Raw genomic sequence first — 13,466 nt, 5'->3', positions numbered from 1 at the left:
CGGTCATTTTATCCGGTTAACTCCCGGCGGTATTCTGACCTCCCCAAATTTATCCGTCGGGCAAGGTTCCGCCGGTGTCGGACGTGGTCTGTCTCTGCAATTGCCAGAGGGCGTTGCGCCTCTGCCGGGTGTTAAATTCCCCGCCAAACCGCTTTGTGCTGTACAGGCGCAACTGGAAGCTAACTTGATTATTGATAACCAGGAGGATGCATGAACATTTCTATCAATTGGCAACAATGGTTGACCACGCCTAATAGGCCACCCGTTTTCTTTATGCTCAATTCACTGGCAAAGCCGAACCCTGTCACTCTCTTTTATAAAAACGACTGGGTGGAGCAGGCTTTTCCATTGTATAGCGGTACACCGATGGATCACCTGCTGGCGCAAAGCCCCTGGCTGGTTCAGCCCAGGTCAGGCTATCTGTCAGTCATCGGTCATCTACTTGATAACCATACCCTGAGCGACAGCAGTTGGGGCTGGGCTTACCGCAGTGAGGATTTATGGACCCAACAGCTTAATCACTGGCGTTCACGCCAGCAGGTGATATTACAGGAGAAACAGGTGCTTTTGCGCAGTATGGATACGCGTATTCTTAGTCAGTTATTACCGGCAATGATAATCAGTGACTGGTCGGGATTCCTGACGCCGGTGAGTGAATTAATGATCGATACCCCTGAGCCACAGATTTATTCTCGCCCTGAGAATTGTGGTCAAAGTGGGAGTGAAAAGCCCTTTGTCTTGGGCCATCATTTACTTGAGGCTTGGTTCCATTCTGATTACGCCTTGCAAGGACAGGTATTCGTGCTCATTAGCGATTTATGGGAAAACCACGGTAAGCAGGTTAAGAAACTGGATGAACCTGCCGGACAATTACAGGAACGGCTCACTCATTGGTTGAAAGCGCGTTTAGAAAATGGCGAGGGCATGAGTAACCTGACGGGATCAGATTACTTAGCAGATGCTTGTGAGCAATAACGATCATTGGATAGCCTATGATGGTTAACATCTTGCGAGTTGAGCTTGTCATTGTTGTGTTTTAAACAACAAGAAATGCGTTAAGTCTTCGTTAGTTGGCAATACGATCAATTTCTTGTTGTGAAATATTAAATTGAGAATGGTATTTTGTCTTTATCATCTTTACTGGTTTTTTAGTTAATTATATTTCTCATAAACAAAAAATAAGATAATTGATTTTCCATTAGATAAAATCTCAGAGACAATATAACAAAAAAATATATATTATATGTTTTTTGGCATTATTCTTAATGTGATTAATTTCTATTTCATTGTTATTTAATGTTTTTTTATTTTGAGTGAATCTCGTTGATTAAAATTGAAAATCTTTTGCAAATTATTTGTTGAAATTTTTAATAAAAAAGAAATTAATATCGTTTATGATTTAATAAATCTAAAAGAATAGCTCACCAGCATTGATCTATAAAGGAACTACTATGCTTTGGAAGAATACCTCCAACCAATTTGGTCATTTATCTGTCCTTTTACACTGGCTGGTTGCACTGACCGTGTATGGCATGTTTGCACTGGGACTGTGGATGGTGACATTAGGGTATTACGATACGTGGTATCACGGAGCGCCTGAAATTCATAAAAGCATAGGAATCATGCTGCTAATAGCGATGGTGGTGCGTGTGATCTGGCGTTTTGTTTCTCCTGCGCCAAAACCCTTAGCCAGTTATAGTCGCCTGACCAGAATCAGCTCTGTTTTAGTACATATTCTGTTGTATATTTTACTGTTTAGCATTCTGATTAGCGGTTATTTAATTTCGACGGCTGATGGGCAGCCAATTTCTGTCTTTGACTGGTTTACTGTGCCAGCCACATTAACCGGTCAGGGGAAACAGGCAGATACTGCTGGAATGATTCATCTTTACCTTGCCTGGACTGTGGTGATTTTATCGCTATTACATGCTGTTGCTGCGTTAAAGCACCATTTTATTGACCGTGATGCAACCCTAAGGCGTATGCTGGGTTTCCGTCCTGAATAATACAAAATGATTATGGAGAATAATATGTTGAAGAAGACGTTACTTGGCCTGACTGCGGGTGCACTGTTATTGAATGCAAGTTCTGCATTAGCAGCCAATTATAAAATTGATATACCGGGTCAGCATGCCTTTATTGAATTCCGCATTCAGCATTTGGGTTATAGCTGGTTATATGGCTCATTTAAAGACTTTGATGGTTCTTTCACTTTTGATGAGAAAAACCCGGCGGCGGATAAAGTTGATGTAATAATTAAAGTAGCCAGTTTAGATACTAACCACGCCGAACGTGATAAGCACCTGCGCAGTAAAGATTACTTTAATACAGAGAAATACCCTGAAGCAAAATTCACTTCAACTAAAGTGAAAAAGGATGGGAATAAATATACTATTACCGGTGATCTGACTTTAAACGGTGTGACAAAGCCAGTAGTGTTGGATGCAGTATTGATGGGGGAAGGTAAAGACCCGTGGGGTGGTTACCGAGCAGGTTTTGAAGCTTACAGTAAAATCAACCTGAAAGACTTTAATTTCAAAGCGGATTTAGGCCCTAAATCACAGGAAGCGGATTTACTGATTTCTGTTGAAGGCATTCGGGAAAAGTAAAATCCTGATTACTTAACGTAAACTGAATAAATAAAGACCTGGCTAATGCCAGGTTTCAGGCTGCTGCTCAACCCATTAATCCTTTTTTTATTGCATTATTTTACGGGTTAATGGATTTCGATTAAACGCAATTTACTATCATTCTGAAAAGTACATTTATTGAGTTAAATTAGTCTGTTATATAAAATATTTAATCTCTCTGCATTCGCGATTTGAAATGGTTATGATAGGTTAGTGTTTTTTTTCTGCCTCGCATTTAAATTTTCCCATTTTCATTAATTCGCAAATTAAAAAAATGAAAATTTTTCTTGCTAATTTGTGATGCCATTTGCCAAGTGAAACAATGTAATTTTCCACTTGGCATTATATCAAGTATTTATTATATTAGTAATATGCATTCAGATAGTTTTTATTTTTTTCCTCAAGAGGAGAATACCGAGATTCTATTATAACATCGACACTAAATTCTCCAGAGTTATCGTAATATACACCGGGTGTATCAGAGAACAGAAGTATCAATTCACCATCTATTTGTTACTACAAAGTGGACGTTTCATACATCAGATTGCTGTTGATTTATAAAAAAGGTATACAGGACGATCTGAGTGAATTAGAGAAGAAAATCTGGAGAGACTTAAATGAGAGGTGGTAAAGATGTATAGTAAACTCCTTTAAAACTCTTGGGCTGTTTGGCAAGGGAAGGGATCAATCTATTGCATCTTAACTGGACTAATATGACACATTTTTCTTCTATTGTTGAATTACAGGATTTAGTGGCTGATCTGGCAATATTTGAGCAAAAATTGGTACGGTTCAGGCAACAGCTTAATTTGAATGTTGAACAATATCTAGCCGATCATATCTCCTTACGTTGTCACGATATCTCTGTAGCGGAGCGCTGGCGTAAAGGTTTTTTGCAATGTGGCAGTTTGATGTCAGAAAGTATCATTAATGGGCGTCCAATCTGCTTGTTTGATTTAGAACACCCAATCGCGGTGCTTAATTGGCAAATCGATTGTGTAGAATTGCCCTATCCTGGTAAGAAAACTTACTTACATCAGGGATGGGAACATGTGGAGCTGGTGCTGCCGGTGGCGCCGGAAATGTTGTCGGCAAAAGCAAGGGCATTATTACCGCAACCTTTGCCGGCAGGTTTTTCTGTTAAAGAGAGCCAACCTAAAGGGGAACAAGAGCGGCTGCCTAATCCTACCTTAGCTATCACTGATGGTGAGATCACCGTCAAATTTCATCCATTTACATTGCGTGAAATTGTTAAAGGTGAGTGCCTGGCTACATAAGTTAAAGTGATATCGTTATGTGAGCCTGGCAAGAAATTCTAGTGCCTGCGGGTGGCGATCCACCATTTTAATCAGTAACACAGCTTGTTTATTCGGTTTAGCTCGTCCCTGTTCCCAGTTCTGGTATGTCGTCTCACCGGTATGCAGGTACTGGGCAAACACAGCCTGAGAAATATTCAGTTTACTCCGGATGGATTTCAACTCATCCGGATTGATGGAGATGTCATTTTTTAACCTTCTCTTATGAGTTTTCAATGTGAGTTTGCCTTCGTTAGCCTCTTCCCAAGCTTTCATTCCTTCATTGAGTTCTGCAAATAGATCACGCTTCATTTATGCTCCTTTTTTTCTCATTTCTAACATTTTACGTAAGGATTCGCATTGCTCTTTAGTTAAGTCTGACATTTCATCTTTATCATAGATAGTGAAAAGCATGAATTGCGATTTAGATACCCACCAATAATAAATTACCCGAATACCGCTCCGTTTTCCCTTTTTCCTTCGGGAATCAGTAAAACGCACTTTACGTAATCCGCCAGTATGTTGGATTACGTCCCCTGCTGTTGGATTTTTCAGCAGCATATTTTGGAAGGTTCGAAGCTCCTCATCACTCAGGTAGTTATGACGATAACGTTCAAAAGGTGGTAGTTCAATAAAAACGGCTTCCATCATTTATCCATCTGTCCCCAACTTGAGTATAATACGTGACATCGTTAAAAGTGAGTACTAGTCAGCAAAATTAACTTTTCCATCCTTGTGATCCAGATAAAAATTCTGACCTTGTGATTTCCTACAAATCATTGGGAATAATTAAATGTCATAGTTAGTGAGTTGAGTTACTGAATCGTTTAGGTTCATTAATTGCTCGTTATTGACTGGGTGTTCAAGGAACTTCTGATGACAAAGTTAGAAATTTGTTGTTTTAGCGTAGGTTGCGCATTAATTGCACAACAGGCTGGGGCTGACCGGATAGAGTTGTGCGCCAGTCCGACGGAAGGGGGATTAACACCGAGTTTTGGTACATTGAAGCAGGCTATTGAGCAATTAACTATTCCTGTGCATCCAATTGTACGTCCAAGAGGCGGTGATTTTTGCTATAACTATTCCGATTTTGAGGTGATGAAAAGTGATGTCGCTCAGATCCGTGATATGGGATTTATGGGCGTCGTTTTTGGTGTGTTGGATGAAGAAGGTCATATCGATTTGCCGCGGATGCAACAATTGATGGCGTTGTCCGGCGATATGGCTGTCACTTTTCACCGTGCATTTGATATGTGTTTTAATCCTAACATGGCATTGGATCAACTGACTCAGCTAGGTGTTAAGCGAATATTGACTTCCGGCCAGCAACAGAATGCTGAATTGGGATTACCCTTATTAAAAGAGCTTCATCAGGCCAGTCAGGGACCCATTATTATGGCGGGCGCGGGGGTTCGTCTGAGTAATATTCATAAATTTATGGATATAGGGCTAACGGAAGTTCACAGCTCTGCCAGCCGGGTGATGCTTTCCACCATGACCTACCGCAAAGCGGGGGTGACAATGAGTTCTGACAATGAAGCGGATGAGTTTTCACATTACTGCGTTGATGGTGGTGTGGTAGAGGTTATGAAAGGGATGCTGAGTCTGACCTTGTTTGAATAAACTCTGCTGTTAAGTAAATTTCAAACTGGCCCTGTTGGGCCAGCTCTCAAACTCAGGGTTTACGAGCAATCAGTACCGCACGCAGCGGGGCTGGATAGCCTTCAATGGTTTTACCGTTATCTTCAGGATCGAGAAAGTCAGATAACGATTCTGTTTTCATCCAGTCTGTACGACGTTGTTCTTCCGTGGTAGTTACAGCGTGATCGACAATCCTTACATCAACAAAACCACACTTTTCCAGCCAGACTTTCAGCATTTTCGCTGATGGGATGAAATAAACATTACGCATTTGGGCATAGCGTTCGCCAGGGATTAGACAGGTGTGTTCATCACCTTCAACAACCAAACTTTCCAGCACTAATTCACCATCGGACACCAGTTGGTTTTTTAACTGCCAAAGATGGTCGAGTGGGGAACGGCGGTGATAGAGGACACCCATTGAAAAAACAGTATCAAAAGCGGCCAGTACTGGTAATTGTTCGATTCCTAGAGGTAAAAGATGAGCACGTTGATCACTGCCAAGCAACTTTCTGACAGCTTCAAACTGGCAGAGAAAAAGTTGAGTCGGATCGATACCAACCGCAAGTTTAGCCCCTTCACCGACCATCCGCCACAGGTGATAGCCGCTGCCGCAGCCAACATCAAGAATTGTCCGGCCTGCTAAGGGAGAAACATGAGGCAGTACCCGATCCCATTTCCAATCTGAACGCCATTCAGTGTCGATATTCACACCATAAAGAGAGAATGGCCCTTTGCGCCACGGCATAAATACTCTCAATATATTGGTAATACAGACTTTTTCACCGGCGGATAGGGGGGGATCGCGTTCTGCGATCACGCCATTTTTTAGATCTAATTTAGTCGGCGAAATTTCGGGCAGGTTTTCCAGGGTTTTGACCCACGATTTAAGACTGCCATGCAGGGCCGCTTTTTGCCATTCATCCAGTTGGGCCGGAAGACAATGAAGCCAGTGTTGGAGGTTGTTCTTGGCGATAAGTTGATAAAAATTACCGAAATCGATCATTTATCGGCTCCTTTTATCGCCAGTAATGAACCGAAATTGAAACACTGAAACCAGACTTCAACATGTTCAAAACCAGACTGATGAAGGCGGGATTTATGTGTTTCGACGGAATCAGTCAGCATCACATTTTCAAGCATGCTACGTTTCTGGCTGATCTCCAATTCGCTGTAGCCGTTAGCACGCTTAAAATCGTGGTGCATATTAAACAGCAACTCACCAATCTGTTGATCTTCAAAGCTGAATTTCTCTGATAAAACTAACACACCGCCCGGACGTAATCCCTGATAAATCCGGTTAAGCAAACCTTGCCGATTTTGTGGATCGAGAAATTGTAAGGTGAAATTCAGTACAACCATTGAGGCATTCTGGATATCAATATCGAGAATATCAGCTTCAATTACGTCAACGGGTGTGTGTGCCCGGAAAGCATCAATATGGCGACGACAGCGTTCTACCATAGCGGGAGAATTATCAACCGCGATGATCTTGCAATTTTCCGCCGTAGTATTGCGGCGTATTGCCAGGGTTGATGCGCCAAGGGAACAACCCAGGTCATAAATCTGACTGTTTGATGTCACGAAACGACTGGCCAGCATACCAATCATGGAAACGATATTTGAATAACCTGGCACAGAGCGTTGGATCATATCAGGGAAAACTTCTGCAACCCGTTCATCGAAACGCCAGTCACCCAAATTGGCAATGGGGGCGGCAAATAGGCTATCCCTTTGATTGTGAGGATCTTGATTTGACATAACAGCATTGATTATTAGAAAAAATAGAAGGCGGCATTCTAACAGAAATTCGGAGAAAGACCTCAATGGTAATCAGTATAAATCATTTCAGGCAGCAGAACTTGCTGCCTGTTTATTTCAGTGGCGGCAATATTAGACATAAAGAGAAAATATCTGTTCCCAGGGCAGATAGTAAATATTGGCAATCATCATTAATATCATGGAGAGATAGGTTGCAGCCATGCCGGAGCGCCGCCAGCGGAACTCTTGGTGGTGCAGGCCATAATAATGTAACAACCTGCCGGTGAGCAGGATCAAACCACAGACATGTATCATCCAGACATTTGAACCGTTCATCTCCATCATCACCAGTAATAACATTGAGATGGGAATATATTCCACAGCATTGCCGTGAATACGGATAGCGGTTTGTAATTCGTAAAAACCGCCATCTCCATATGAAACACGATATTGTGTTCTTAATCTAACCACATCAAAAGACAGCTTAATCAATAATAGTGCGCCCAACACAACATAAAGCGAGCTAACCATTTTTAACTCCATTGCCTAACCGAAATTGGCCAATTAGGTTATGATAAACCTCAAAAATAAAACTGTCGCTATAAAAAACAGGAATTGAAAATAAATTGGCTGATTATCAGATATCAAGGCAATTGTATAATCAAGGATATTGCCTGCCCTTATCTCTGAGCAGAATTTCTATTATAATGGCGGCCTTTTTTGACAGTTCTGGACTTTTTTGAACTTTGTAAAAGGATATTGTATGCGTACTGATTATTGTGGGCAGTTGAATCTGACCCATGAAGGCCAGAAAGTGACTCTTTGTGGTTGGGTAAATCGCCGTCGTGATCTGGGCGGCCTGATTTTTATTGATATGCGTGATCGTGAAGGTATCGTTCAGGTATTTTTCGACCCGGATCAGCAAGCAGCGTTTTCTCTGGCTTCTGAGCTGCGTAATGAGTTCTGTATTCAAATCACCGGTACTGTACGCGCGCGTCCTGACAGTCAAATCAATAAAGATATGGCTACCGGTGAAATCGAGGTTTTTGCGGAAAGCCTGAATATTATCAATCGTTCCGAACCTCTGCCTTTGGATAGCAACCAGACGAACAGTGAAGAGCAGCGTCTGAAATATCGCTATATTGATCTGCGCCGTCCTGAAATGGCAAATCGCCTGAAAACACGCGCTAAAATTACCAGCTTTGTCCGCCGTTTTATGGATGGTGAGAGTTTTCTGGATATTGAAACGCCGATGCTGACTAAAGCGACACCCGAAGGCGCTCGTGATTATTTAGTGCCGAGCCGTGTTCATAAAGGCAAATTTTATGCATTGCCTCAGTCCCCGCAGTTATTTAAGCAATTGTTGATGATGTCCGGCTTTGATCGTTATTATCAGATTGTTAAATGCTTCCGTGATGAAGATTTGCGTGCAGATCGCCAGCCGGAATTTACTCAGATCGACGTGGAAACTTCCTTTATGACTGCCGAGCAGGTCAGGGAAATGATGGAACAAATGATCCGTGAATTGTGGCTTGAAATTAAAGGTGTTGATCTCGGGCAGTTCCCGGTCATGACTTTTGCTGAAGCCATGCGTCGTTTCGGTTCTGATAAGCCTGATTTGCGTAACCCACTGGAATTAGTCGATGTCGCTGATCTGGTCAAAAATGTGGAGTTCAGCGTTTTTGCTGAACCGGCGAATGACAGTAAAGGCCGTGTAGCGGTTATCCGTGTTCCAGGTGGGGCTGAACTGAGCCGTAAACAAATTGATGAATATGGCAAATTTGTTGGGATTTATGGCGCCAAAGGGTTGGCGTGGATAAAAGTCAATAATCGTGGCGCTGGTCTGGAAGGGGTACAAAGCCCGGTGGCTAAGTTCCTGAATGCAGAAGTGATTGATGGTTTACTTTCCCGTACTGGCGCGCAGGATGGCGATATCCTATTCTTCGGCGCTGGCAGTACAAAAGTGGTCACTGATGCCTTGGGAGCACTTCGTCTGAAATTAGGCCGCGATTTGAACCTGACGCAACTGGATAGCTGGCAACCGTTGTGGGTTATTGATTTCCCAATGTTTGAAGATGATGATGAAGGCGGCCTGAGTGCTATGCACCATCCATTTACTTCACCGCGTGATATGTCAGCGGAAACGTTGGCGCAAAATCCACTTTCGGCCATTGCCAATGCTTACGATATGGTGATTAATGGCTATGAAGTGGGTGGTGGTTCAGTACGTATTCACCGTAACGACATGCAACAAGCGGTGTTCCGTATTCTGGGGATTAATGAGCAGGAACAGCAGGAAAAATTTGGTTTCTTGCTGGATGCGCTGAAGTTTGGGACTCCGCCCCATGCAGGCTTGGCATTCGGTCTTGACCGTCTGGTGATGTTGCTGACCGGGACTGACAACATCCGTGATGTTATCGCGTTCCCTAAAACCACTGCTGCCGCTTGTCTGATGACCGAGGCGCCAAGTTATGCAAATCTGGCCGCACTTGAAGATCTGTCAATCTCGGTTGAGGCCCGGAAAGAGAGTGAATAATGGCTTATAAGCGCCCTGAATCTGTTCTGGTTGTCATTTATGCGTTTTCCAGCGGACGGGTGCTGATGCTACAGCGGCGGGACGATCCTGATTTCTGGCAATCTGTGACGGGTAGCCTTGATGGGGACGAGACGCCGAGCGAGACAGCATTGCGTGAAGTGCAAGAAGAAGTCGGTATTGATATCATCGGTGAAAATCTTGAACTGATAGATTGCCGGCGCTCGCTTTATTATGAGATTTTTACCCACTTGCGTCATCGTTATGCTCCGGGAGTAACCCGTAATAAAGAGTACTGGTTCTGTCTGGCATTGCCTGAAGAGCGAGAATTCCTGTTGACTGAACACCAGGCTTATCAGTGGCTGGATGCGGATAAAGCGGCAAAGCTCACCAAGTCATGGAGCAATCGGCAGGCAATTGAAGAATTTGTGATTAATTAAGCAATTAGATGCTTTATCGGAGAACGTTATGGCAGGTCATAGTAAATGGGCCAATACCAAGCACCGCAAAGCCGCACAGGATGCGAAACGCGGTAAAGTTTTCACCAAAATTATTCGGGAACTGGTAACGGCTGCCCGTCTGGGTGGTGGTGATCCGGCAGCTAACCCACGTCTGCGGGCGGCGGTTGATAAAGCGCTGTCCAACAACATGACCCGTGATACCTTGAACCGGGCTATCGCCCGTGGTGTTGGCAACGATGACGCTGACAACATGGAAACCATTATTTATGAAGGTTATGGTCCGGGGGGGACCGCGGTGATGGTTGAGTGTCTCAGTGATAACCGTAACCGTACGGTTTCTGATGTTCGCCATGCTTTCACGAAAACCGGCGGTAATCTGGGTACGGATGGCTCTGTTGCTTATTTGTTCACCAAGAAAGGCGTGATCTCTTATGCGCCGGGATTGGATGAAGACGCGGTTATGGAAGCGGCGCTGGAAGCAGGGGCTGATGATGTGGAAACCTATGATGATGGCGCTATTGATGTTTACACCACACCAGAAACGTTTGGTGAGGTAAAAGACGCGTTGGATGCTGCCGGTTTCGTTGCTGAATCAGCAGAAGTTTCGATGATCCCTTCAACTAAAGCTGAATTGGATGCGGAAACCGCACCTAAGTTACTCCGTCTGATCGATATGCTGGAAGATTCAGACGACGTACAAGAGGTTTACCATAACGGTGAAATCTCTGATGAAGTTGCCGCTTTGTTGTAATTTCAATCGGGTTGTACAGCGTAGAGAAAGTGCACTGGGGTTCAGGGCACTTTCTCTAACGTTTTTATCCCCCCTTAATTAAAGATGATCGTAAAGGCGAATAAACAGATATGGCGATTATCTTAGGTATCGACCCAGGTTCTCGTGTTACCGGTTATGGCGTGATCCGCCAGCAGGGGCGCCATTTGATTTATCTTGGCAGTGGTTGCATCCGGACAAAAGTTGATGATCTGCCTAACCGGTTACAGCGCATTTATGCTGGTATCCTTGAAATTATTACGCAATTCCAACCGGATGCCTTTGCTATTGAGCAGGTATTTATGGCAAAAAACCCGGATTCAGCGCTGAAATTAGGGCAAGCGCGTGGTGTTGCTATTCTGGCTGCGGTAAATCAATCTGTACCGGTTTTTGAATATGCCGCCCGGCAGGTTAAACAGACAGTTGTCGGCACCGGGGCCGCTGAAAAAAGTCAGGTTCAGCATATGGTGCGTTCTATGCTGAAATTGTCTGCTAATCCGCAAGCTGATGCGGCAGATGCGTTGGCAATTGCGATAACTCATTGCCACTTTAATCAGAATCTTTTGCGTGTCGGTGATCCCAGATTAATTCTGGCGCGTGGACGTTTAAAATAACGGCTGGATATGCATCCAGCTTTTTTTATGTTATAAGCATTAGCAGAATAATCAGTTTTATTTAGAACATCAGTTTTATTTGCAGGGGGTAAACAAGTGATAGGGCGTCTCAGAGGAATTGTGCTGGAAAAACAACCACCATTGGTTTTGCTGGAAACGAATGGCGTGGGTTATGAAGTTCATATGCCAATGACCTGTTTTTATGAATTGCCTGATACCGGACAGGAAACTGTTCTGTTTACTCACTTTGTGGTGCGTGAAGATGCGCAATTACTTTATGGTTTTAATGATAAACAGGAGCGGGCGCTGTTCCGTGAACTGATTAAAGTGAATGGCGTCGGCCCTAAACTGGCGCTGGCTATTCTTTCGGGTATGTCTGCGCAACAATTTGTTTCTGCGATTGAGAAAGAGGCGATTGCTTCTTTGGTTAAATTACCCGGTGTGGGTAAAAAAACCGCCGAACGGCTGGTGGTTGAAATGAAAGATCGCTTTAAAGGGCTTAATGGCGATCTGTTCAATCAGAGCAGTGATATTAATTTGCCGGCAACCGCCAAACAGACAACTTCTGATGCGGATATTGAAGCGGAAGCCGCCGCTGCGTTAGTCTCTCTGGGTTATAAGCCGCAGGAGGCCAGTCGAATGGTCAGTAAAGTCGCTAAACCGGGGGCTGATTGTGAAACACTTATCCGCGAAGCACTTCGCGCCGCTCTTTAATCACAGGGGTATACCATGATTGAAGCTGACCGTCTGGTTTCCGCGGAAGTTTTGCAAGATGATGAAGCTATTGACCGTGCAATCAGACCCAAACTGTTGTCTGAATATGTCGGGCAGCCGCAGGTCTGTGAGCAGATGGAGATTTTTATTCAGGCTGCCAGACAGCGTGGTGATGCTCTTGATCATCTGCTGATTTTTGGCCCGCCTGGGTTGGGGAAAACAACCCTGGCGAATATTGTTGCCAATGAAATGGGGGTAAATCTTCGCACAACGTCTGGCCCGGTCTTGGAAAAGGCGGGGGATTTAGCGGCAATGCTGACAAATCTTGAGCCGCACGATGTCTTATTTATCGATGAAATTCACCGTTTATCTCCGGTGGTGGAAGAAATTCTCTATCCGGCAATGGAAGACTATCAGCTGGATATTATGATTGGTGAGGGGCCGGCAGCCCGTTCGATCAAAATTGATTTGCCGCCTTTTACCCTGATTGGCGCTACCACGCGTGCAGGTTCTTTGACTTCTCCACTGCGTGATCGTTTCGGTATTGTGCAGCGCCTTGAATTTTATAACGTGGATGATTTACAAAGTATTGTCTCCCGCAGTGCCCGTTATATGGGGGTGGATATTACTGATGATGGCGCGCGGCAGATTGCTATGCGTTCCCGTGGAACACCGCGTATTACCAACCGTTTACTGCGTCGGGTGCGTGATTTTGCTCAAGTGAAAGGGAATGGCGCGATTGATGGTGATATTGCTGCCAGAGCGCTGGATATGCTGAGTGTGGATTCTGCCGGTTTTGATTATCTGGATCGTAAGTTATTGATTGCCATCATTGATAAATTTATGGGCGGGCCTGTGGGGGTGGATAACCTTGCGGCTGCCATTGGTGAGGAGAGGGAAACGATTGAAGATGTGCTGGAGCCATTCCTGATCCAGCAGGGTTTTATTCAACGGACTTCCCGTGGACGAATCGCCACCGATCATGCTTATCGCCATTTTGGTATGGTCAGAGATTAGGCGCAATCAGTTTACAGCCTGAGCTAATCGG

At 44.2% G+C, this 13,466-nt stretch carries 16 protein-coding genes and 3 pseudogenes; 13 read left to right on the top strand and 6 right to left on the bottom strand.

What is annotated here, in order from left to right; translation table 11 throughout:
* The 4 genes and pseudogenes from ABR397_RS00910 to ABR397_RS00895 form a co-directional block, all read left to right on the top strand.
* Positions 1-214, top strand: a pseudogene (locus tag ABR397_RS00910) (type VI secretion system tip protein VgrG); the annotation flags it as partial.
* On the top strand, positions 211-975 hold the full coding sequence (locus ABR397_RS00905) for a DUF4123 domain-containing protein (RefSeq protein ID WP_350304058.1): 765 nt from the start codon (positions 211-213) through the stop codon (positions 973-975). The pseudogene ABR397_RS00910 and the gene ABR397_RS00905, both read left to right, overlap by 4 nt.
* A 476-nt stretch (positions 976-1,451) precedes the next feature.
* Positions 1,452-2,006: a cytochrome b gene (locus ABR397_RS00900; RefSeq protein WP_350304057.1), complete on the top strand. Its 555-nt coding sequence runs from the start codon at positions 1,452-1,454 to the stop codon at positions 2,004-2,006.
* A 24-nt stretch (positions 2,007-2,030) separates the two neighbouring features.
* Positions 2,031-2,609, top strand: coding sequence for a YceI family protein (locus tag ABR397_RS00895; protein ID WP_350304056.1), 579 nt, complete (start codon positions 2,031-2,033; stop codon positions 2,607-2,609).
* Positions 2,610-2,993: 384 nt separating this feature from the next.
* Here the strand turns inward: ABR397_RS00895 and ABR397_RS00890 are convergent.
* Positions 2,994-3,140 (bottom strand): annotated as a pseudogene (locus ABR397_RS00890) (LecA/PA-IL family lectin); the annotation flags it as partial.
* Positions 3,141-3,165: 25 nt separating this feature from the next.
* Between ABR397_RS00890 and ABR397_RS00885 the strand changes: the two are divergent.
* A pseudogene (locus ABR397_RS00885) lies at positions 3,166-3,261 on the top strand (type II toxin-antitoxin system RelE/ParE family toxin); the annotation flags it as partial.
* A gap of 82 nt (positions 3,262-3,343) precedes the next feature.
* Positions 3,344-3,907: a VOC family protein gene (locus ABR397_RS00880; protein WP_350304055.1), complete on the top strand. Its 564-nt coding sequence runs from the start codon at positions 3,344-3,346 to the stop codon at positions 3,905-3,907.
* 15 nt (positions 3,908-3,922) lie between these two features.
* On the opposite strand, the gene ABR397_RS00875 is transcribed toward ABR397_RS00880, so the two are convergent.
* Together ABR397_RS00875 and ABR397_RS00870 are read right to left on the bottom strand one after the other, a co-directional pair.
* A complete protein-coding gene (locus ABR397_RS00875; RefSeq protein WP_350304054.1) occupies positions 3,923-4,237 on the bottom strand; it encodes a helix-turn-helix domain-containing protein in 315 nt (104 codons plus the stop codon).
* A complete protein-coding gene (locus ABR397_RS00870) occupies positions 4,238-4,573 on the bottom strand; it encodes a toxin (protein ID WP_350304066.1) in 336 nt (111 codons plus the stop codon).
* A 228-nt stretch (positions 4,574-4,801) separates the two neighbouring features.
* Here ABR397_RS00870 and cutC point away from each other — a divergent pair, with 228 nt between their 5' ends.
* A complete protein-coding gene (cutC, locus tag ABR397_RS00865) occupies positions 4,802-5,548 on the top strand; it encodes a copper homeostasis protein CutC (RefSeq protein ID WP_350304053.1) in 747 nt (248 codons plus the stop codon).
* A 52-nt stretch (positions 5,549-5,600) separates the two neighbouring features.
* Here cutC and cmoB read toward each other — a convergent pair whose 3' ends face one another.
* The 3 genes from cmoB to ABR397_RS00850 form a co-directional block, all read right to left on the bottom strand.
* Complete coding sequence (gene cmoB / locus ABR397_RS00860; protein ID WP_350304052.1) at positions 5,601-6,572, bottom strand: tRNA 5-methoxyuridine(34)/uridine 5-oxyacetic acid(34) synthase CmoB; 972 nt, start codon at positions 6,570-6,572, stop codon at positions 5,601-5,603.
* Complete coding sequence (gene cmoA / locus ABR397_RS00855) at positions 6,569-7,327, bottom strand: carboxy-S-adenosyl-L-methionine synthase CmoA (RefSeq protein WP_350304051.1); 759 nt, start codon at positions 7,325-7,327, stop codon at positions 6,569-6,571. The genes cmoB and cmoA overlap by 4 nt, the downstream gene beginning before the upstream one ends.
* A 132-nt stretch (positions 7,328-7,459) precedes the next feature.
* Entirely contained in the window at positions 7,460-7,858 is a 399-nt protein-coding gene (locus tag ABR397_RS00850; protein WP_350304050.1) for an MAPEG family protein, read from the bottom strand.
* A 232-nt stretch (positions 7,859-8,090) separates the two neighbouring features.
* Here ABR397_RS00850 and aspS point away from each other — a divergent pair, with 232 nt between their 5' ends.
* From aspS to ruvB, 6 genes are all read left to right on the top strand, one after another.
* Positions 8,091-9,863: an aspartate--tRNA ligase gene (gene aspS, locus ABR397_RS00845; RefSeq protein WP_350304049.1), complete on the top strand. Its 1,773-nt coding sequence runs from the start codon at positions 8,091-8,093 to the stop codon at positions 9,861-9,863.
* Positions 9,863-10,300, top strand: a complete 438-nt coding sequence (gene nudB, locus ABR397_RS00840; RefSeq protein WP_350304048.1) for a dihydroneopterin triphosphate diphosphatase — start codon at positions 9,863-9,865, stop codon at positions 10,298-10,300. Before aspS ends, nudB begins: the two co-directional genes overlap by 1 nt.
* 28 nt (positions 10,301-10,328) lie before the next feature.
* A complete protein-coding gene (locus ABR397_RS00835) occupies positions 10,329-11,072 on the top strand; it encodes a YebC/PmpR family DNA-binding transcriptional regulator (protein ID WP_133813152.1) in 744 nt (247 codons plus the stop codon).
* Between the two features lie 110 nt (positions 11,073-11,182).
* Positions 11,183-11,704, top strand: coding sequence for a crossover junction endodeoxyribonuclease RuvC (gene ruvC / locus ABR397_RS00830; RefSeq protein WP_021326557.1), 522 nt, complete (start codon positions 11,183-11,185; stop codon positions 11,702-11,704).
* 96 nt (positions 11,705-11,800) lie between these two features.
* On the top strand, positions 11,801-12,418 hold the full coding sequence (gene ruvA, locus ABR397_RS00825) for a Holliday junction branch migration protein RuvA (RefSeq protein WP_021326558.1): 618 nt from the start codon (positions 11,801-11,803) through the stop codon (positions 12,416-12,418).
* Positions 12,419-12,433: 15 nt separating this feature from the next.
* Positions 12,434-13,435 (top strand): Holliday junction branch migration DNA helicase RuvB, encoded by a 1,002-nt coding sequence (ruvB, locus tag ABR397_RS00820; protein ID WP_350304047.1) that lies wholly within the window; start codon positions 12,434-12,436, stop codon positions 13,433-13,435.
* Positions 13,436-13,466 lie beyond the last annotated feature (31 nt).

Origin of the sequence: Photorhabdus viridis (assembly GCF_040256935.1) — a bacterium.
Classification (GTDB): Bacteria; Pseudomonadota; Gammaproteobacteria; order Enterobacterales; family Enterobacteriaceae; genus Photorhabdus; species Photorhabdus viridis.
This window is presented reverse-complemented; position numbering and strand designations above follow the sequence as displayed.